Origin of the sequence: Psychrobacter sp. DAB_AL62B (assembly GCF_028895345.1) — a bacterium.
In the GTDB taxonomy this organism is placed as follows: Bacteria; Pseudomonadota; Gammaproteobacteria; order Pseudomonadales; family Moraxellaceae; genus Psychrobacter.
The window spans coordinates 581,357-601,935 of sequence record NZ_SAXC01000001.1 but is presented as its reverse complement, the minus strand read 5'-3'; the positions used below and the strand labels follow the sequence as shown (position 1 = coordinate 601,935).

Sequence of the window (20,579 nt, the reverse complement as noted above, 5' to 3'; positions counted from 1 at the left end):
TTGTGTTCTAATATAGGAGCCACACTCACTACAACATATCAAAAAACTTAATCACTAGCATGGCTGTTAATAAAAAAATAAGAATAGCTGCCACTATCGCCTGTAAGAAAAACTTTTTATTATCCATAATCAATCTTAATATATTCTTTTAAGTGAATATACATGTTAATTACCTTCTGCGGTGGAAAATATCCTCGAATTATCTACTTTAAGCACACCACGATGTACACTATCGACACCAATATACATTTAATACCTTTAATATCAATGTCTTACCTATAAGATTCAAGTCCTCACTAGGGAATCGTATATATAACCAATATTATGGCAAATGGCTTAAAAATAAAAAAAGCACTGTGTCGGTTGCGCTAAGGTAGGGGCGATTTACTAATAAAGTGTCTCGAAAATACAGCCTAATTATGAGCTGTGTTATAATTTGCCATTATAAAGCCAGTATATCGCTGGCATTGCCTTATCGACCATTTCTTTTTTATCTATTAAGAATTTTTTATGTCCAAAATTTCGTTTGATGCTCAATCTATTTCTAACAGCCTACGCGCTGCCAAACACCAACCGCGCAAACGCTTTGGTCAAAACTTCTTACATGACCGTAGTGTTATCCGTGAGATTGTTGAGAGCATTCGTCTAGAGCGCGACGATAATCTCATTGAGATTGGACCAGGGATGGGTGCTTTGACTGAGCCATTATTGGCAGAAGTGGATGCGATGACCGTGGTAGAGCTGGATCGTGATTTGGCAGATAGCCTGCGTATTCGTATCGGTGCCAACAGCCATCCAAACTTTACGATTATCAAAGACAATGCTATGCATGTCGATTATCGTGAGCTATACAGCGATGAGCGCGGTAAGCTACGTGTAGTTGGTAATCTGCCATATAACATCTCTACGCCTATCTTATTTCATCTGCTCAGCTATGCCGATGTGATTCAAGACATGCACTTTATGCTGCAAAAAGAGGTGGTCGAGCGGATTACTGCTGATGTCGGTAGTAAGACCTATGGCCGCTTGTCTGTCATCATGCAATATCACTGCGATACAGATTATTTGCTGACCGTACCCCGCGGCGCATTCAATCCGCCACCGAAAGTGACCAGTGCTGTTTTTCGACTAACGCCGCATATTAATAAGCCAGTTGTGGCAGAAGATGAAGAGTATTTTGCGCTTGTTGTGCGCGAAACCTTTAATCATCGCCGTAAGACGTTACGCGCTATCTTTAAGAAGTCGACCTTGTTACCGACGTTGAGCGAAGAGGATTTTGCGGCTTGCGCTATCGACCCACAAGCCCGCCCTGAAACATTAAGTGTGAAAGATTTTGTTAATTTGAGCAATCAAGCACGTAAAGTAGAGGTTTGACTCATCAAGACATAAAGGTCATTGATGTCTTTAGCTGATATTGTCTAAATATAATAATTGCTAATTTCTATCATAAAAAATGACCATACAAAAACCATCACATAAAAATCATCGAGGTATTATGAGTTTTCGCCAGCAGTATGTCATCGGTGATTTGCAAGGCTGCTATGCTGCGTATCTTCAGCTACTTGAAATATTAGATTTTGATCCTACCCAAGATAAATTATGGTTTGCCGGTGATTTGGTAGCACGTGGTGAAGATTCGTTAAATACTTTGCGTCATGTCAAATCATTATGTGAGCAAGGCGCAGCAGCAACGGTGCTTGGCAATCATGATATTAATTTGCTCGCAGTATGGCGCGGGGTGACGAAAATTAAGAAAAAAGATAAGACGGCACCGATTTTTGCCGCCGATGACTGTGATGAATTACTTGATTGGTTACGCCATCAGCCCATATTGGCTTATCCTGATGAGCATACGGTATTGGTACATGCCGGTATTCCACCGCACTGGAGTATTGAGGAAGCTGCAAACTATGCACAGCATTTGGAATCACAGCTACGCGGCAGTTTAAAGCAGCTCGATAAATTATTACCACATTTATATAGCAAGACGGCCGATGATTGGCATGCAGGCATTAATGGTTTTACCAAAATGCGAGCGATTGCCAATTATTTTACTCGTATGCGCTTATGTAAGCAGGATGGGTCGCTTGAATTCAGTTTTGCGGCAGGTTTAGATGAGTCCATGCCAAAAGATTTTTTACCTTGGTTTGAATGGCACGCACCGCGTAGCCGTAAGATACTATTTGGTCATTGGGCCGCGCTTAAAGGTGAGATTGATTTGCCGTATGCGCGTGCGCTTGACGGTGGCTGCGTTTGGGGCAACTATTTATTGGCGTATCGTTTGAGTGATGGCAAAGCCATAACGTCAAGTGCGCATTGCTTGCTGCCATCATCCTAGCATCTTAATCTTACTGCCATCATTTTAGTGCTGTAATTTTGCTGCTATCATTGTAAATCTAGAAGCCATCAAATCGCCCCATTAACTGGGTAGATTTGGTGGTTTTTTTGGTTTAGGCAGCGGCGTTTTGGCATCGCCAGCGGCTTTATTATCAGGATTGCTATCACTACTTTCATCATCAGCTATCGTCTGATTACCCTCATTGAACGCTGTATGAGCTTTATCATACTGAATATCCTGAGTATAAGGGATGCTGTTCAGTTCCTCATCTATCAGACCATCATCAAGATCAATAATATTTTTAGTGCTTACTTGATTAGTCGTGGTATGTGCTGCACGGCTTTTTAATGCTGGGTCAACGTTATCATTCGATGTCTGATTGCTATAATCTATGTCTGTTACCGCTTGCTCATTTTGCATGCTTTTCTGTTTAGATTTAGGCAATATTTTCACATCAGATAAGCGGCGCACCACATAGTTATTGGGTATGGGGTGTCCGCTTTGATTAGAAGTTGTATCGTCAAAAATCATATGTCCTTGGCTATCGATACGCGCGTACTTCATTGGCTTATCACGTGGCCAGAAAAAATCGGATGGATGGGTCAAGATGTGACTAAAAAGCTGCTTGGTCAGACGACTCCAATCGACAAACTTCACCTCTTTTGATCTTAATGCTACGAATAGTGCCAATGAGAAACTGACCATTAAGTTGACCATACCGATAAGCCCAACGCCAAGGACAGAAAGTAGCACAATCTGCCAATCCAACTGATTGGCAGATATATTAAATAAACCATGAGCCAAATTGGCTGAGGCAAAGGCAATATGGCGAATATCAATTGGTAAACCAAATAAGAAGCCGATCGTTGCGGTGCTACCTAAGAATACCCCGAATATAAAATTGCCCATAATAGCGCCCAGATTGGACTCTACAAAGCCGCCTAGACGCTGAAGCCATGCTTTAGGTAGTAAGTATTTTAGAAGTCTATGGCGCTGAATGCGGGCACCGATTTGGTTGTAGACAGCTAAATTGTCATAGTAGCCTGCAATCAGACCGGATAAAAATAAATAGACGCCAGCAATAGCAGCGTGAGGTAGGGCTAGTGAGCGAAAGGGGTCTAAGTCATGTAGTAGATGCGCCGCCTTATCAGTATTGATCATCGGCGTACCCGTATACTGTAGCCACGCAAAAGAGATAATAAGGGCGACCGGTATTGCTACCATAATATTACCCATAATCGCGACAAACTGGGTACGCAAAATATCAACCACCAATTCTGATAGCTTGTTAAGTTGGTGTGATTTTTTCCCAGAGGCATCCGATATGGTAGAGGCGATGGCAGCAGCAGTCATGGCTGGCTGCTTGGTGGCGACCGTACCATGGACGATATGAATAAAAACAAAACCCAAGCCATAAATCATGCTATTTATAAAGGCACGCCCCATCGGGGCAAGTGCTAGGTGGTACGTCAATATCTTAGTAGTAGCCATAAAAGCAATGATAAAACCGCCAATAGAGGCTTTTTTAAACATCTTTCGGTAGCCGGCTTTATCGGTACTAATATAATGCTCGCCGACACGGCCGGCATTTTCGGTGACTTTGCGCGATAGCAGCTTGGTATTGTTGTCAATCAAATAACCGATGCTATAACGGCGGCTAGCAGTGGTGATTAGTGCTTGGATCAGCTCTATCACTGCCTGATCACGCTTATCGTGGTTGTCTGAAACCAGTTCAGTTAAAATACGCATACGCTGTAAACTTTGATCTAAGCGTAACATCATGTTGGTCAAACGGATGGAGATACCGGTTTTATAAATGCGCTTACGTATGGTGGCGACGATGTCTTCACATTGTTCAATCATGACCAATAAAGGCGCTGGATCGACGGCTTTTTCTGGAATGATATCCGTTAAGTTATCAAGCTCATGCGCCTCCCGATATTGATTGACGTATAATACGGCTTCTTGATTTTGTGCGACGAATGCGGCTGAATAGTTCAGCATTTGCGGATAAGATTCCATTAAATCTGGATGCAAACCAATGCCGCTAATACGATAAGACAAAATGATGATGGCGTTTAAAATGCTATTTTTTGCGGTAGCGACTAAGTCTAAATGCTCATCATTGACTTTGAGTAAATCAACCAGCGCATCCCATTTCTCTGTATCGATATTGCTCAGCCAGCGCTCATCAGTGCGTTTATCAAACAAATACCCAACCAGTTCGACCACAGAGTCTTCTTGCGGTAATAGCGGCAAAAAACGATGACCCATTAAACGGCGTAAGCTAATAAAAAATCCCTGATCTGACATGATGCCAGTATCAGTGTAGAGGGCAATTTGGCGATATTGAATAATGAGTTTTAGAACGAAGCTTGACAGTCCATCTCCATACTCTGGATGCTGACGTAGAACCTCAATCAGATGCTGCATATTTTGATTGGCTAAAGAGGGCTCTTTATCACTGACCCGAAGCTCATCGATTAAACGTTTTAGTACTGCAGGATCAGGTACATCACTCAGTGCAGTAATCTGTTGTAAAATGTGTTTTATTTCTGACACATCGCATCCTTCATTGTGGTTAATTCAATCATTGTTATTATTCAGTATTTGCAATGCTATAGGGGCTTATAGTAGTTTTTTACTGCAGTAAATGGCGCTATCAATATTGCAATAACATTACAATAAGTTTGCAATAAATGTCACTATTACTTTATGAGTTGAAAATTTTATAAGTGGTTCAGTTAAGCTAAAGCGGCTTCAGCTTTGCGTTATTTTAATCGCAAGCACGCCTATAAGGTTAATTATTTTGTTAGCAGTTATTTTTTAGACAGTTTTTAGACAGTTTTTTAAGTAATGTTTAATATCGTTTTTAATTTTTTTACACTGTTTGGGCAAAAAAAGGGACAGTATGCACTGTCCCTTTAATAAGTATTTTATAAATTATTTATGACAATCACTTATGTAAGAGCCACTTAGCTGATAGCAATATTAAAGTAGTCAAGATCAAAACTCATAATCGGATCACTACCTGCTTTGACCATTTGCGCATGGGCATCGATGCGTGGTAAAACACGACCAACGAAGTAGTCAGCAAGTTTGGCTTTATTGGTGTAAAATTCACCTTCTTTGCCGTCAGCGGCTTCTATCATCATAGCAAACATATATGAGTAGCATAAGTAACCGACCGCATGTAGATAATCTACCGCACAACCATTAATCTCACTCTTACGCGTACTAATATTAGCAAGCACCGTTTTGGTTAGCTCTTCAACGGTATCAGCGGCGTCTAATGTGGCTTGTTTGATACCATGGTCAGCTTGCATGCTGCTGATATAATCACGAATCTCACCTAAGAAATGGGTGATATATTTACCTTCATTGCGTGCAACTTTACGACCTAATAAATCAAGGGCTTGAATACCGTTTGCGCCTTCATAAATCTGGGCAATACGCGTATCACGAACGATTTGTTCCATGCCCCATTCGCGCACATAACCATGACCACCAAATACTTGCTGGCAATCAACCGTTGCTTCGAGCGCTTTATCGGTTAAGAATGCTTTAGCCACTGGTGTCAATAATGCCACACGAGCCGCCGCCGCTTGCGCCGCTTCAGGATCAGTACTGAATTTTTCCGTATCGAGTTGTTTGGCAACGTACATCGCAAAACAGCGTGATGCTTCAGAGTTTACTTTAGCATTCAATAACATGCGACGTACATCGGCATGGTGAATGATAGCGTCAGCTGGTTTTTCTGGGCTTTGGATTTGTGTGTCGCTACGACCTTGACCACGATCAAGTGCATATAGGGCAGCATTTTGATAAGCAAGCTCAGTACCACCAAGACCTTGCAGACCCATTGTCACGCGCTCATAGTTCATCATGATAAACATGGATGACAAACCAGTATTTTCTGGACCAACCATCCAGCCTTTGGCATTATCAAAGTTCATCACACAAGTCGCAGAGGCTTTGATACCCATTTTGTGCTCAATAGAGCCGGCTGCTAGCGTATTGCGCTCGCCTAAGCTACCATCTTCGTTGACCAAGAATTTTGGCACAACAAATAGCGAGATACCTTTTGAGCCAGCAGGTGCGTCTGGGGTTTTTGCCAATACCAAATGAATGATATTGTCGGTTAAGTCATGCTCACCGCCAGTGATAAAGATTTTGGTGCCTGAGATATTGAAGCTACCATCGTCATTAGGTACGGCTTTGGTTTTGATGATACCCAAGTCTGTACCTGCATGCGGTTCAGTTAAGCACATCGTACCTGACCATTCGCCAGAATACATTTTTTCTAGGTAAGTTTGTTTTTGCTCATCACTACCAGCAGCATTCAAACATAGTGTCGCACCAACGGTCAGGTTAGGATAAAGGGCAAACGATTGGTTGGCAGTAAAAACCATTTCTTCCGCTAGCATGGTTACCATTTTTGGAAAACCTTGACCGCCGTATTCAGGGTTGCCGCCAAGACCAACCCAACCAGACTCCGCATATTGCTTATAAGCTTCTTTAAAACCTGCCGGAGTCTTCACAACGCCATCGCCTTCGTACGTAGCGCCTTCTTCATCACCGCTGCGGTTAATAGGCAGCAGAATATTTTTGGAGATTTTTGCCATTTCTTCTAAAACCATGTCGACCGTTTCCATGTCAACATGAGATAAGCTTTCGTTGTTTTGCCAAAATTCATGAGCTTTAAATACGTCATTTAGGATAAAGCGCATGTCGTTAAGAGGGGCGTTATAAACAGCCATAAACATTCCTTTGGTTCAAATGAATAAAAGTGAGTTGGACGAAGATTTTCAATTGTTCTTTTGAGTTAAAATTAACTATTAGTAGTAGCTAAATTTTAGCAAATTAGCGTATAAACGGGTGTATTTCTTCGTGAATTGTGCGTACACCAAAAGTATTCTTAAATGATAGCATTTATAAAAATAAGATTGGTTTTTTTAAAAGTGTTTAATTTACTAAGCGTATTAGTCACTATCGTTGAAACGGTCGTTGTTATGCTAAAAGTGATTTATTGAAAAATAATTTAGCGAGAATTGACTTGTTAAGAAAATATTCTGGATACAGCAGCCATATCTTTCTATTGAGCGACTTATTCTGTCCGCGCTAATAAAATCGGCAACACACCTTGGTATGTTGCCGACAGGATAGGCACTATGAAGATAAACAAAACATCTAATCAGAAATTTAACGCATCAATTAAAACGCAAATTGATCAACATCCATGCTCATATACGGCTCAACGCCAGTAGCAATGCGCTGTACGTGGGTGGTCGTACGTGGCAATAATTTAGCAAAGTAAAACTGTGCTGTTTTCACTTTGGCATCATAGAATGCCTGTTCGCTACTACCGTTTGCGATTTCGGTTTGTGCGATTAGGGCCATACGTGCCCATAAGTAAGCTAAAGTTACGTAGCCACTGAAATATAAGTAATCAACAGCAGCGCCACCAACGGCATCTGGATTTTCAGTAGCTTGCATACTAATACGCGCTGTCAAATCACCCCATTCTTTTAGATGTTTGGCAAGTGGACGAATGAATTGACCCATATCATCATTGTCTTTATTTTCTTCACAGAATGTTTGGATGATTTGGACGAAGTTTGCCAGTAGCTTACCTTGTGAGCCTAAAACTTTACGACCTAATAAATCTAGCGCTTGGATTTCAGTGGTACCTTCGTACAAGCAAGCAATACGCGTATCACGGACGTTCTGTTCCATACCCCATTCGCTGATAAAGCCGTGACCACCATAAACTTGCACGCCATGGTTAGCCGCTTCCAAACCAGTTTCAGTCAAGAAAGCTTTAGCAATTGGGGTCAATAGTGACAACATTTGATCGGCAAACTTAAGCTCATCGCCTTCACCTTTTGCCACAGTATCAGCAAAATGTGAGAGGTAATAAACCAGTGCACGACCGCCTTCAGCAAAGGCTTTTTCGGTCAATAGCATGTTGCGCACTGCTGGATGCACGATGATAGGATCAGCAACTTTGTCTGGCGCTTTGACACCTGATAATGAACGCATTGCTAGGCGGTCTTTGGCATAGGTTAATGAGCCTTGGAAAGCATACTCAGCGGCCGTTAAGCCTTGTACAGCCGTACCGATACGAGCAACGTTCATGAAGGTAAACATGCACTGTAGACCACGGTTTTCAGGGCCAATCAAGTAACCTGTTGCGCCGTCGAAGTTCATGACACAAGTGGCTGATGCTTTGATACCCATTTTGTGCTCGATAGAACCGCAAACAACTTGATTGTTTTCGCCTAGGCTGTTGTCTTCGTTGATCATCACTTTAGGTACGATAAACAATGAGATGCCTTTAGTACCGGCAGGCGCGCCTGGTAGACGAGCCAAACAGATATGAATGATATTATCAGTTAAGTCGTGCTCACCGGCTGAGATGAAGATTTTTTGACCAGTGATGCTATAAGTACCATCTTCTTTAGGCTCGGCCTTAGTACGAATGATACCCAAATCAGAACCGGCATGGGCTTCAGTCAAGCACATGGTACCTGACCATTCACCAGTGACCATTTTTTCTAGATAGGTTTGCTTTTGCGCTTCAGTACCATGATGCTCGATGGTTTGGATGGCGCCATGTGATAGACCAGGGTACATAGAGAATGACCAGTTAGCCGTACCAACCATCTCATTAATGACAGTCGATAATGAAAACGGCATGTTTTGACCACCGAATTCTTCTTCTGCAGACAATGCTGGGAAGCCAAGCTCACAGTAAGCTTTATAAGCTTCTTTAAAACCTTTTGGTGTGGTCACTTTACCATTGTCAAACTGACAGCCTTCAGCATCACCGCTTTGGTTTAACGGCGATAGCTCATTTTCGGCAAAGCTTGCTGCCATCTCAAACAGGCTGTCCATCAACTCACGATCGGCTTCTTGAAAAGCAGGCAAGGTTTTGTAGTGGCTTTCGCTATCAAGTAACTCATGCATGACAAATTGGATATCACGTAGGGGCGCTTTATATTGCATAACTTCCTGTCCTTTTTTTTAGTGTATGACCAACAGCGCTGCTGCGACTAAGCGATAGTAGGACTATATAGTCAAGTCTTAGTTGCTAGTGTTTGGCATCGGGTTTGTCGACATTATCAACAAGCAATAATGCCGGTCATATGAGATAACATTGAGAAGAGTAAAAAGAATTATCACTGTGTTCGTAAATTCTTGGTAAAAGATAGGCGTTCACTGGCAAATATACAAGTTTAGTGACAATACTGATAAGTCATCAACCTGTCTTGCATCCTATGTACAATATAGCTTAAACGCCAAAAAACTTAATAATACCTGTAGGAAAACTCAATCTATCCACTTCTATATCGTCCCTCTAACAATCTTTATTTTTAGACAAATGTTGTTGCATTAACATATCGGTCGCAACTTCAGCAGGCATAGGTTTACCAAACCAATAACCTTGACCATATTGGCAACCCATGGTTAACAGTAAATCACGTTGTTGCTCATTTTCGATGCCTTCTGCGATGACCTGCATATCCAGTGCCTGTGCTAATTGCAAAATAGCTTTTACAATAGCGTGTTGGGTTCGATCGCCTGTAATTTTAGAGATAAAACTCTTATCAATCTTAATAAAATCAAAGGGATATTCTTGTAGATAGCTTAAGGAGGCGTAGCCAGTACCAAAGTCATCTAACGCAAGACAAATTCCCAACTCTTTAAGCAAATTAAGCTGTTTCTTCACATTGGAATGGCGTTTTATTAAAGAGGATTCTGTCACTTCAATATGTAATTGATGCGCGGCAATCTTATACTGTACAAGTAAATTGCTGACCAAATCGAAAAAATCAGGATGACTGAATTCAGCTGCATCCGCATTGATACAGATATGTTGATTGAAGCCAAGTGTTTGCCAAACTGACAACTGCTCAGCGATTTGTATCGCCATTTGAGAAAATAGCTCAAGCGATAGTTTATGAGCGATAACTGCATCAATAAAATCAATGGGTTGTAGTAATCCGCGAGTGGGATGTTGCCAGCGTACCAATGCTTCAAAACCTGTAATCTCGCCCGTATCCAATGCAAATTTAGGTTGAAAGTAGGGTATGAACTGACCTTCGCTGGTGGCCGTTCTAAGCTCAGATTCTAGCTGTATATGGTGCGCGTTAAACTCATTAATAGATTTTTGATACCAACAAACATCATCGCCACCGTGCTGCTTGACATAATTTAAGGCTTTCTCCGCTTTGGTCAATAATCCTATAAATTCATTATCGTTTTTAGGAAAATAGCTGACCCCAACAGAGATATGGCAATAAACCTCTGATCCTTTTGTAGCATTGTTATTTAAAAAGAAAGGACGCTCACACATTTGCATTAAGCTGTCTAACTGATGGCGTACCATATTGGCATCTTTACATTCAAATAGTAAAGCAAAGTCATCACCACCAAAATGAGAAAAACAGCGTAAATGATCAAGCTCCAGCGCTTTAATTCGCAGAACAAAGTTTTCTACTAAGGTATTGATGCAATCAGGTCCTAGTAAAATAGCAAGATTACGATAACTGTCAATGTTTAAGCGGACAATGATAACTTCTTGATAGCTGTCTAACAGTAACTCACTTGTCTGACTTAAAAATACCTTGCGGTTTGGCAATCCAGTAAGTTGATCATAATTAAGCAGATGTACCAGCTTCTTCTTGTTTTTAACAACAATGGACATATTTCGAATTTTACCGATGTAGTATGCTGTGTCATCCAGGTAAATTCTTCGGTAGGTAATATGACAATCAAGGGTTTGTCCGTAGCGATTTGCCATTGAAAAATCGCTTTCATAAAACCCTGTGCTATCTAAGCTGTTGGTCAAATTTTTTAATACCGCTTGTTCTTCTTCTGATAAAAAGTCAGCAGCGTATACACCAAGTGGACGTCCAAGCAAAAAAGCTTCCGTATAACCAAGCATCAGCTCATAGGTGGCATTAACCGACAAATAACGTAAATTTTTATCTAAGATGAATATGGCATCTTCAAATTGCTCGCATAATTCGACCAATAATTGATGTTTGTCTTCCAGTGGTATAGGGGTAAAAGCGGTCATAACTGGACTCATAAAATGATTTTAAAATCGATAAAAAGAGCTTGTGGCTGGCTAATTAAAAACTTGTTTAAGTATAAGCGTTTTACGCTGTTGTTAAGGAGCAATAAGAGGCAAAAGTGCATGCAACGTTGCCAGCGCCACCACAGGCGCAGTTTCAGTGCGTAACACTCTTACCCCAATTTGCCAAGGCTCAAAGCCGACGTTTTGTGCTTGCAGACATTCGTCATCACTTAATCCGCCTTCAGGACCAATTAATAATTCAATATAAGGGTTTTTTTTCTGTAATGCAGTCGATAGTGACTCAGGCATAGCGGGCTGTCCTGCCGCTGGTACGCTCAGTTGTAAGCGTAAATCTGCTGGCTGTTGTAATAATTGATAATAGGAGTCTTGACTGAGCATAGCGACGATAGAGCTGACTGACATGACGTCATTTAAAGGCGTTATAGTCGATGCAATCGTTGCGGATTTGAGCCAATCATTGATAGAAATGGGGGCAAGGATAAGGGGCGGGCGATTAAGACCACATTGCTCACAGGCGGCAATAGCGACTTGCTGCCAATGGGCTAGCTTTTTTTCTACTTGTGCAGGTTTTAGATTAACCTCACCATGATGACTGCTTAACAATTGAATGGCAGTCACACCAAGTTCAGTCGATTTTTGAATCGCATAATCCATACGCTCGCCACGGCTCATCACGAGACCTATTTTAGTAAGCATCGGTGTACTGCGATCATCGTTTGTATGAGCAAGTAAAGTCACAGTAGCGTGCTTTTTACTGATAGTTTGTAGTTGTACGTGGTATTCACCACCAAAACCATCAAATAAAACCCCTTGGTCACCAATGTTTGCTCGCAATACACGGCACCAATGATGGACGATGCTCTCTGTTAATTCAGCACTGCCTCCAATAGGCAAGGTGCTAAGCTGAGGGTAACTGGTATCTGTTCCATTACTGATGTCATTGCTGGTAGCATAAAAAAAACGTCGCACGGTCGCTTAGTCCTATAATGTAAATACTGATACTTTTAAATATCTTAGCAGAATATCGTTTGAGAGGGTAAAGGTATATTCGGGATTACAACTGTTCTAGTGCTTATCTTCTAATACTCATTTTTTAATACGTATGGTACAACATTGATTACTATCATTTTTAAGGTTATAACAAATGGCTGTCTTAATAAAAGGCGTAAGCTATAGTCAGTCCTAAATAAAAAAGTACAAATATTATAACGCGCTACTGATATAAATTTTCCTTGCTTGCTGTGCCTGCGCAGACAGAGGAAGCGCAAAATTTATCCCAGTAGCACTGTTTTTTTATAGTGAATCGGCTATACAACAAAAAACTGGCGCTCCTAAGAACGCCAGTCATTAAATGATGAATTGAGCAATTGTTTACGCAGAAAGTCCCAATGCTTCAACCAAACGTTTATTTGGCTCAACCTTATTCATGCTATAAAAATGCATGGCGGGCACGCCCTCAGCGATTAAGCGCTCACATAAGCGATAGACGACCTCAAAGCCAAATTCGCGAATGGCCTTGCTATCATCACCAAAATCTGCCAACTGCTTACGCACGTAACGCGGAATATCAGCGCCACAGCTATCAGCAAAGCGAACCAGATTGCTAGAGTTGGTAATCGGCATAATACCGGCAACCAATGGCTGCGCGATGGTATCGATACCGCGCTTCTCTAACGTATCACGCAAATACAGATAGCTATCGGCGTTATAGAAAAACTGCGTAATCGACGTATTGGCGCCAGCTTGGTACTTATTAACCAAGTTATCGATATCAGAGTCAAAGCTACGCGCTTGGGGATGCATCTCAGGATAGGCGGCCACTTCGATATGAAAATGATCGCCTGAATGTTCACGGATAAACTTCACCAAGTCTACCGCAAACGGCAGCTCGCCCATACCAACTTGACCTGACGGCAAGTCACCACGAAGCGCAACAAGGCGCTTGATACCTAAGCTTTTATAATGCTCAAGCAATTCAGCGATTTCCGCTTTATCATCACCGATACAAGACATGTGCGGCGCAATATCAGTGTCACCACGTGCGCACAAGGCTTGGACAATATCCAAGGTGCGGCTACGCGTTGAGCCACCAGCCCCATAAGTTACCGAAAAATAAGCAGGTGATAGCTTATTTAACTCATCATAAGTACTGAGGAGCTTTTCGTGTCCTTGCTCGGTTTTAGCTGGGAAAAACTCAAAGGAGAAAGCAGGCTTAGTCACAGTCTGGCTCCTTTTAATATTTATAAGCGTCAGGCTTAAATGGACCTTCTACAGGTACACCCAAATACTCAGCTTGTTTTTCAGTCAGCTTGGTCAAGGTACCGTTAAAACCAGCAACCATCGCAGCAGCCACTTCTTCGTCAAGTTTCTTCGGCAATACTTTGACGTACAAGTTTTCGGTACGTGTATCAGCTGGTAGCTCTGCGAATTTTTCTTCAAACAGATACATCTGTGCTAATACTTGGTTAGCAAATGAGCCGTCCATCACACGTGATGGGTGACCAGTCGCATTACCTAGGTTTACTAAGCGACCTTCAGCAAGCAAAATCAAATAGTCGTTTTCATCGTCTGAGCGGAAGATTTGATGGACTTGTGGCTTAATCTCAACCCAGCGCCAGTTATCACGCATAAACTGAGTGTCGATTTCGGTATCAAAGTGACCGATGTTACAAACGACCGCACCAGGTTTAAGCGCCGCAAGCATATGTTTATCACAAACATGGTAGTTGCCAGTAGTCGTGACAATCATATCCGTATCTTCGAGCAAGCGAGTATTGATGTTTTCTGCGCCGCCAGTGTTATCGCCATTGATATACGGTGATAATACTTCAAAACCGTCCATACAAGCCTGCATAGCGCAGATAGGATCAACTTCTGAAACACGGACAATCATGCCTTCTTGACGTAAGCTTTGCGTAGAGCCTTTACCAACATCACCATAACCGATAACTAAAGCGCGGCGACCAGCAAGGAACATGTCAGTAGCACGTTTGATAGCGTCATTTAAGCTATGACGGCAGCCGTATTTGTTGTCGTTTTTAGACTTGGTAACTGCATCGTTGACGTTGATCGCTGGTACTTTTAGCGTACCTTTATTTAGCATCTCAACCAAGCGATGGACACCAGTGGTCGTTTCTTCTGAGATACCATGGATATTATCAAGTAGCTCTGCATAATCATTATGAATCAAAGCAGTCAAATCACCGCCGTCATCCAAGATTAAATTGGCATCCCAAAGCTGACCTGATGCTTCACCGCCAACGTGGATTTGTTGACGTAAGCACCATTCGTATTCTTCTTCGGTTTCGCCTTTCCAAGCATAAACAGAGATACCAGCAGCAGCAATCGCAGCAGCAGCGTGGTCTTGGGTTGAGAAGATGTTACATGAGGTCCAACGTACTTCAGCACCTAGCGCAATTAGCGTTTCGATAAGGACGGCAGTCTGGATGGTCATGTGGATACAACCAGCGATTTTCGCGCCTTTAAGCGGCTGATCCGCTTCGTAGCGACGACGCAAACCCATTAGGGCAGGCATTTCAGCTTCAGCAAGGGTGATTTCACGGCGGCCGTAATCAGCTAAGCTGATGTCAGCGACTTTATAGTCAGTGAAAGCGGGGTTGATCGTATGGGCAGATGGGGTGTTAGACACTGCGTCCATAATATGCTCCTATCAGTGGTTAATTTATGATAAAAAGAATAATAACGCAGGTGCCGTTGTTATGCTGTCAAAGACTGAAATAACCAGTATCAAACAGTTTACCGAGCCTAACATGACGAATATATCAGCTTATTTTGCTTATGAAGCGCAAACATAACAATCAATTCATATGGTGCAACACCTCTCGGAGGTCGTTATTGTAATTGATGACAGTTAATTTGTCACCTATTGGCTGTGGAAAATAGTAAGCGTTCATGATACATATGGCACATAAAGCCAGCTTGTAGGATTGACAGCTATAAAAAAAGGCCATCGATGGATGACCTTGATTGTTAATTTGAGCTTTGTTCGATTTAACTGAAATTAGAACCAGTTATAGGTTAATGAGGTAAAGAAGTTAATACCGTCAGTATTATAGTCTGGCACCGTAATGTATTTCTCATTGGTGATATTATTTAAACGAGCAGTCATAGTGAGGTCATCTGTCAGTTGGTAATTACCACTGATATTCAACAGCCCATAATTATCGATAGGTTGGGTTTCACCGTTATCATTATAATAATCGCCTACATATTCATATTCAGCACGAATATCTAAGCTTGGTAGACGATAGCCAGCATAGATCAAGCCTTTATGTTCAGGACGAATTTTTAGGAATTTTCCGTCATTGCTGCCGCCAGTATCGTTTTTAGCCTGCTGATAATCATAGCTACCACCGAACAGATAGTTATCGACTATCCAATCTGATGTTAAGGTAATGCCTTCAATTTTTGCCTTATCGACGTTTTCACTGCCACCTGCCCAAGGGTTATTGGCCGTTGGTTTTGCGACATAACTGATTAAATCATCGACTTTATTGTGATAGCCAGTCAAACGCGTCGACTGAAGGTTGTTATCATATTCAATAAAAGCTTCATAGTTGTCGCTGTTTTCGGGCTTTAAATCAGTGTTCCCTGAGCCGGGGTAGTAAAGGTCGTTAAATGAAGGAGCGCGAAACCCTTTTGCGTAGCTTACACCAAGACGAAGATTGGGGTTGATGTGATAAGCACCACCTAAATTATAAGTGGTTTGGTCACCATACTGAGAGTTGTCATCAAAGCGTAAGTTAGCTTGTGCATCGAATTGGTTATTGGTCATTACATAGCCCAAAAATGCACTGGTAACGTCACGGTCATCGATTTCATAAGCCGTTGTATCGATACTTTGGTTTAAATATTCCACGCCATAGACACCTTTACCGACAGGCAAAGTATGTTGTCCAACCAAGCTTATTTGATCTTGCTTAGTGTCGTAGCGGCTACTATAGGCACTATGGTCATCAATTTTATCGATAGAATGACCGTATTGTAATTTAACTGAAGAGTCTGTGAGATAACGCCAGTCAATAAAAACTTGGGCAGCGCCATTTTCTTGATTAGAATAGACATTAGCCAAATCGGTACTGTCGTACTCAGTGGTTGATTTGCTATATAGCGCACTTGCTCCAGCTGACCACTGCTCATTGATACGTTGGGTTAAAGCAGCGCTAAAGTTGTCGCTCTCAAAACCATCGTCATCACTATTGTAGTTATAGATATTTGAAGGTAGGGCGGCATTGAAGCCGTCTGTTTCATTGTGACTGGCTGAAAGGCTCAATGCCGTGCCATTGTCATTGGTAAACTGAGCACTAGCACCGTACAGATATTGATTATGAGAGCCGACGCCAGCAGTCACTGAAAGATTGGTTTTTTTAACATTTGAACCTTTAGTAAAGACTTGAATGACACCGCCCATCGCATCGGCACCGTAAATACTGGAACCTGAGGCGCCATACAATATTTCGATACGGTCAATTTGATCAGCAGGAAGTAGTTGCAGCGAAGCGCCTCCATCACTTACAGAGCTATAACGTATGCCATCGATAAGCACCAATATTTGCTTATTGTCATAACCGCGCATATAGAAGTTTGAAACCTTGCCAACACCGCCATTGCTGTAATGACTAAAACCTGGTTGACGCTTTAATACATCAAGGGCACTTTGGCCTTGATAACGTTGCAATTCTTCGTTATCGATTACACGAGTTTGGGCGATAACGTTGCTCGTCTTAGTGGGCGTACGCGTCGCTGTTACGACGATTTTATCAAGCTCAACTTCTGGTAGCTCGCTATCATTCATGGCGCTGACGACATTTAGTTCACTAGTGGCAGCTGTTGCATTCATGGCAAATACGCTAAGCGTGCTTAAAATACATAACCGAAGATAGGTAGTCGAAGATGTACGTGATAAAGCCATATTTAATTCCAAATTGGTCAAATAAAGAAGTTACAGAAGAGAGAGCCAAGAAGTGCAAAATTACAAAAAGTAATAAATAAACTACACGTCGCCATTATCTATAAAAGTGCTCGACTTATAAACCACTTTAACCTAATTTTTATTCATCATAAGGTGAATATCTCTCAAGGTTAACTGGTCTTTATTGGTTTAACTGCTATCAGCGACTTTTACAAGGTTATTAGATAATGTTGTTGACGAGTGATGATGATTTTTATCATCAAAATTGCTATGTCGTTTATAAAAAGTGAAAGCGTCGTAGGCATAACACGTTTCGCCATAAAAACACGCAATCAAAAGCATTGCTGTCATAAATAATTGCTATTATAGTGGCAGATTTTATCTGTTTTTCGTTATGCCATTCATAAAGCCATGAGGTTTGTTTTGTCTATTAAGCGTAATCTGAGTACTAGTTCCTCGCAATCTCCATCTTCATTAATATTATTAACTAAGACACCGCTAATGGTGATCGCATTTCTTATCGTCATGATATTAAGTGTCATCACGCCACATAGTGCGCTGGCCGCTGAAGCGAGCATACTGGGTGTGGGTGGCACAAAAACGGAAGAAGGAGCTGATACATCGATACCGGATTCATTTGGACGTGATACGCCGCGTCATACTGTACAAGGGTTTCTCAATGCGCTGGGAGAAAACGATTATCTGCTGGCGAGTAATTATTTAAATTTATCTAAGTCTGATAATCCGACTACAATCGTGCGGCAGTTTAAACAAGCGCTTGATGCGGGTGGCCGTTTTCAGCCTGATTTGCAAATTAATAATACGCCTGAAGGCAATTTAACCGATCAGCTACCGCCAAGCCAAGAAAATGTGGGTGTCATCAACGTCAGTGATAAAAGTGTACCGCTGGTACTTGAAAGAGTGGTTTCTAAGCAGGGGGAACAATACTGGCAGTTTTCTACTGATACGCTCAGCTCAATACCAGAAGTCATAGAAAATTCTGAACCCACTTTAGTCTCTCGCTATACCATTGATTCTTTAGAAGGTAAAAAGCTATTCGGCTATCAGTTGGCTGACTTGGTAGCCGCTTTGGCGATGACTATCAGCAGTTTTTTATTCACTTATATTGCCGTATGGCTACTGTATCATTTGTTAAAACTCACTTATCCTCGTGTCCGTGGGGTACCACTGCCATTGCCAGATAGAGTCATATTGCCGTTGGCTGTGGTGATTATGGCACTGATTTTATCTGAGGTGATGGTTTACGCTGGCGTGTCAGTGACCTTGCGCGAGCCGGTCAACCGCTTCGCTGAGATTGCTTCGTGGGTAGCGATAACGTGGTTGTTATTACGCATTATCGACGCCTTATTTACCCGTGCAGTGAATTTAAGCTATAAGAAAAACTATACTGAACGGGTCTCAATTTTGGGACTGCTACGCAAAATCGTCAAAGCGCTGCTGTTGATATTTGCAGTCATCGTCACCTTCGGCAATTTGGGCTTTGATTTAACGACTGGTATTGCCGCATTAGGGGTAGGTGGTTTAGCGTTAGCATTAGGTGCGCAAAAGACCATCGAAAACTTAGTAGGCAGTGTCGTGGTGGTGGCCGATTCGCCCGTACGCATCGGCGACTATTGTAAATTTGGTACTTATGAGGGTACTGTCATCGATATTGGTATTCGTTCATCGCGCGTGCGTACCTTGACCCGTACTATCGTCACCGTACCTAACGGTGATTTTTCATCGATGCAAATTGAAAACTTTACCTCGCGTGATATGTTCCGCTTTTTACATCAGCTATATATCAAACGTACGGCTGATATCGACGTTGTTTTCCAAATGGTTAAGCACTTGGATAAGTTTTTGGATGAGCACGAGTTGACCAACCAAGAATGGAATCAAGTCAATATTTTAGAGTTACGTCAAGATTGCTATATTATTCAATTACAAGCCTACGTCAATGCTAGCGGTATTATTGAATTCTACGACAAGCAAAACGTGTTATTCGTTGATCTGTTAATGCAAGTTAGAAAATATGATGTAGAGCATGCTTTGCCAACACAGCAGCTTATTGTCAAGCAACCAGAACTTCTGGCTCAATTAGAAAATGAAGGCGAAAGTGAGGCAGCTGACAAGAAAGTTGATCAAAAAAATGCTGCTGCTGATAAGCCGCAAGCGGTTAACTTAAGCAAAGATGTGGATACTATTGATAATGAGCAGATAATAGAAAAGCCCAAAGATACCTTAAAAAAGCACATGGTGGATAATAGATACAAGCATATTAATAAGAATCGTAGTTATGCTTTAGCGAGATTAAAGTTCAAACAGGTAAAAAAGAGCTTTCGATTTCCTAAAGTCAAAAACCATGTAGTGAAATAGCCTATTATACTGGCAGAGCTTTTCTATTATTCAGCCAGCCATAATGTGACCATAGGAGTAAACTAGCAGCACTGCGATGTGGCGACCACTCTTTAGTTGCTGTCTCTAATTGCTTTGGTGTTGGGCGTTCTGCTAAGCCTAATAAATGCATCGCAGCGACTTTAATCGCTAAATCATCGACAGCGAGTACATCAGATCGTCCTAAAGAGAATAATAAATACATCTCGGCAGTCCAACGGCCAATGCCAACGACGGCAGTGAGTGTTTTAAGCACCTCGTTATCACTCATTGTGGTTAATGCTTCAAAATCGATATCATGCTCAACCAATGAGCGCGCATAACGAATTTTTTGTTTAGATAGACCTTGTGCTCGCAATATATCGTCTTCTACCTGAATAATCGTTTGCGGTGAGGTGAGGTTAGCGTCAAGCAGTTTTTTCCAAATGCTTGAAGCCGCCGCTACGGAGAGTTGTTGACCCACCATCGCTCTTAGTAGCTGCTCAAAACCACCGGTATTACGTCGTAAGTCTGGTACGCCCACTTGCTCGTAGATAGGAGCAAATCTTGGCTCAATAGCGATCAGTGCGTTGATGTGAAGTTTTAGCTGTTCAGTCGTTTCCATTATTTCAACGGCGTCGATGTTTTCAGCGCTTTCGATAGTCTCAATGATTTGTAAGCTCATGACAGACTTATCCTATATGGTTAAAGCTATTCAACATGAATGAAGCTATTTATAGTCGATTAACCATAAAATTCATACCAGCAGAATGTTATGGCAATCGTACGTATTTTATTTTGAATTACTAGAGTATAAATTCAGTATC

12 protein-coding genes are annotated in these 20,579 nt (G+C 41.8%); 3 read left to right on the top strand and 9 right to left on the bottom strand.

The window, feature by feature from the left end; translation table 11 throughout:
- The first annotated feature begins 510 nt into the window (after window positions 1-510).
- Both rsmA and EPB74_RS02355 read left to right on the top strand, forming a co-directional pair.
- Window positions 511-1,374: a 16S rRNA (adenine(1518)-N(6)/adenine(1519)-N(6))-dimethyltransferase RsmA gene (rsmA, locus tag EPB74_RS02360; RefSeq protein WP_274902550.1), complete on the top strand. Its 864-nt coding sequence runs from the start codon at window positions 511-513 to the stop codon at window positions 1,372-1,374.
- Window positions 1,375-1,495: 121 nt separating this feature from the next.
- Entirely contained in the window at window positions 1,496-2,338 is an 843-nt protein-coding gene (locus tag EPB74_RS02355; RefSeq protein ID WP_274902549.1) for a symmetrical bis(5'-nucleosyl)-tetraphosphatase, read from the top strand.
- Window positions 2,339-2,419: 81 nt separating this feature from the next.
- On the opposite strand, the gene EPB74_RS02350 is transcribed toward EPB74_RS02355, so the two are convergent.
- From EPB74_RS02350 to EPB74_RS02315, 8 genes are all read right to left on the bottom strand, one after another.
- A complete protein-coding gene (locus EPB74_RS02350) occupies window positions 2,420-4,900 on the bottom strand; it encodes a site-specific recombinase (protein ID WP_274902548.1) in 2,481 nt (826 codons plus the stop codon).
- Between the two features lie 413 nt (window positions 4,901-5,313).
- The gene (locus EPB74_RS02345; protein ID WP_274902547.1) at window positions 5,314-7,098 is read right to left on the bottom strand and encodes an acyl-CoA dehydrogenase C-terminal domain-containing protein; all 1,785 of its coding nucleotides are present in this window, start codon (window positions 7,096-7,098) and stop codon (window positions 5,314-5,316) included.
- A 454-nt stretch (window positions 7,099-7,552) separates the two neighbouring features.
- Entirely contained in the window at window positions 7,553-9,346 is a 1,794-nt protein-coding gene (locus EPB74_RS02340) for an acyl-CoA dehydrogenase C-terminal domain-containing protein (RefSeq protein ID WP_089555461.1), read from the bottom strand.
- A gap of 352 nt (window positions 9,347-9,698) precedes the next feature.
- Complete coding sequence (locus EPB74_RS02335; protein WP_274902546.1) at window positions 9,699-11,423, bottom strand: putative bifunctional diguanylate cyclase/phosphodiesterase; 1,725 nt, start codon at window positions 11,421-11,423, stop codon at window positions 9,699-9,701.
- A gap of 93 nt (window positions 11,424-11,516) precedes the next feature.
- Entirely contained in the window at window positions 11,517-12,413 is an 897-nt protein-coding gene (locus EPB74_RS02330) for a 16S rRNA (uracil(1498)-N(3))-methyltransferase (protein ID WP_274902544.1), read from the bottom strand.
- A 402-nt stretch (window positions 12,414-12,815) separates the two neighbouring features.
- Complete coding sequence (metF, locus tag EPB74_RS02325; protein ID WP_274902543.1) at window positions 12,816-13,664, bottom strand: methylenetetrahydrofolate reductase [NAD(P)H]; 849 nt, start codon at window positions 13,662-13,664, stop codon at window positions 12,816-12,818.
- A 13-nt stretch (window positions 13,665-13,677) separates the two neighbouring features.
- The gene (gene ahcY, locus EPB74_RS02320; protein ID WP_274902542.1) at window positions 13,678-15,102 is read right to left on the bottom strand and encodes an adenosylhomocysteinase; all 1,425 of its coding nucleotides are present in this window, start codon (window positions 15,100-15,102) and stop codon (window positions 13,678-13,680) included.
- A gap of 363 nt (window positions 15,103-15,465) precedes the next feature.
- Window positions 15,466-17,376: a TonB-dependent receptor plug domain-containing protein gene (locus EPB74_RS02315; protein WP_274902541.1), complete on the bottom strand. Its 1,911-nt coding sequence runs from the start codon at window positions 17,374-17,376 to the stop codon at window positions 15,466-15,468.
- 411 nt (window positions 17,377-17,787) lie between these two features.
- Between EPB74_RS02315 and EPB74_RS02310 the strand changes: the two genes are divergently transcribed.
- The gene (locus tag EPB74_RS02310) at window positions 17,788-19,755 is read left to right on the top strand and encodes a mechanosensitive ion channel family protein (RefSeq protein WP_274902540.1); all 1,968 of its coding nucleotides are present in this window, start codon (window positions 17,788-17,790) and stop codon (window positions 19,753-19,755) included.
- Between the two features lie 4 nt (window positions 19,756-19,759).
- Here EPB74_RS02310 and EPB74_RS02305 read toward each other — a convergent pair whose 3' ends face one another.
- Window positions 19,760-20,377 (bottom strand): DNA-3-methyladenine glycosylase family protein, encoded by a 618-nt coding sequence (locus EPB74_RS02305; protein WP_274902670.1) that lies wholly within the window; start codon window positions 20,375-20,377, stop codon window positions 19,760-19,762.
- Window positions 20,378-20,579 lie beyond the last annotated feature (202 nt).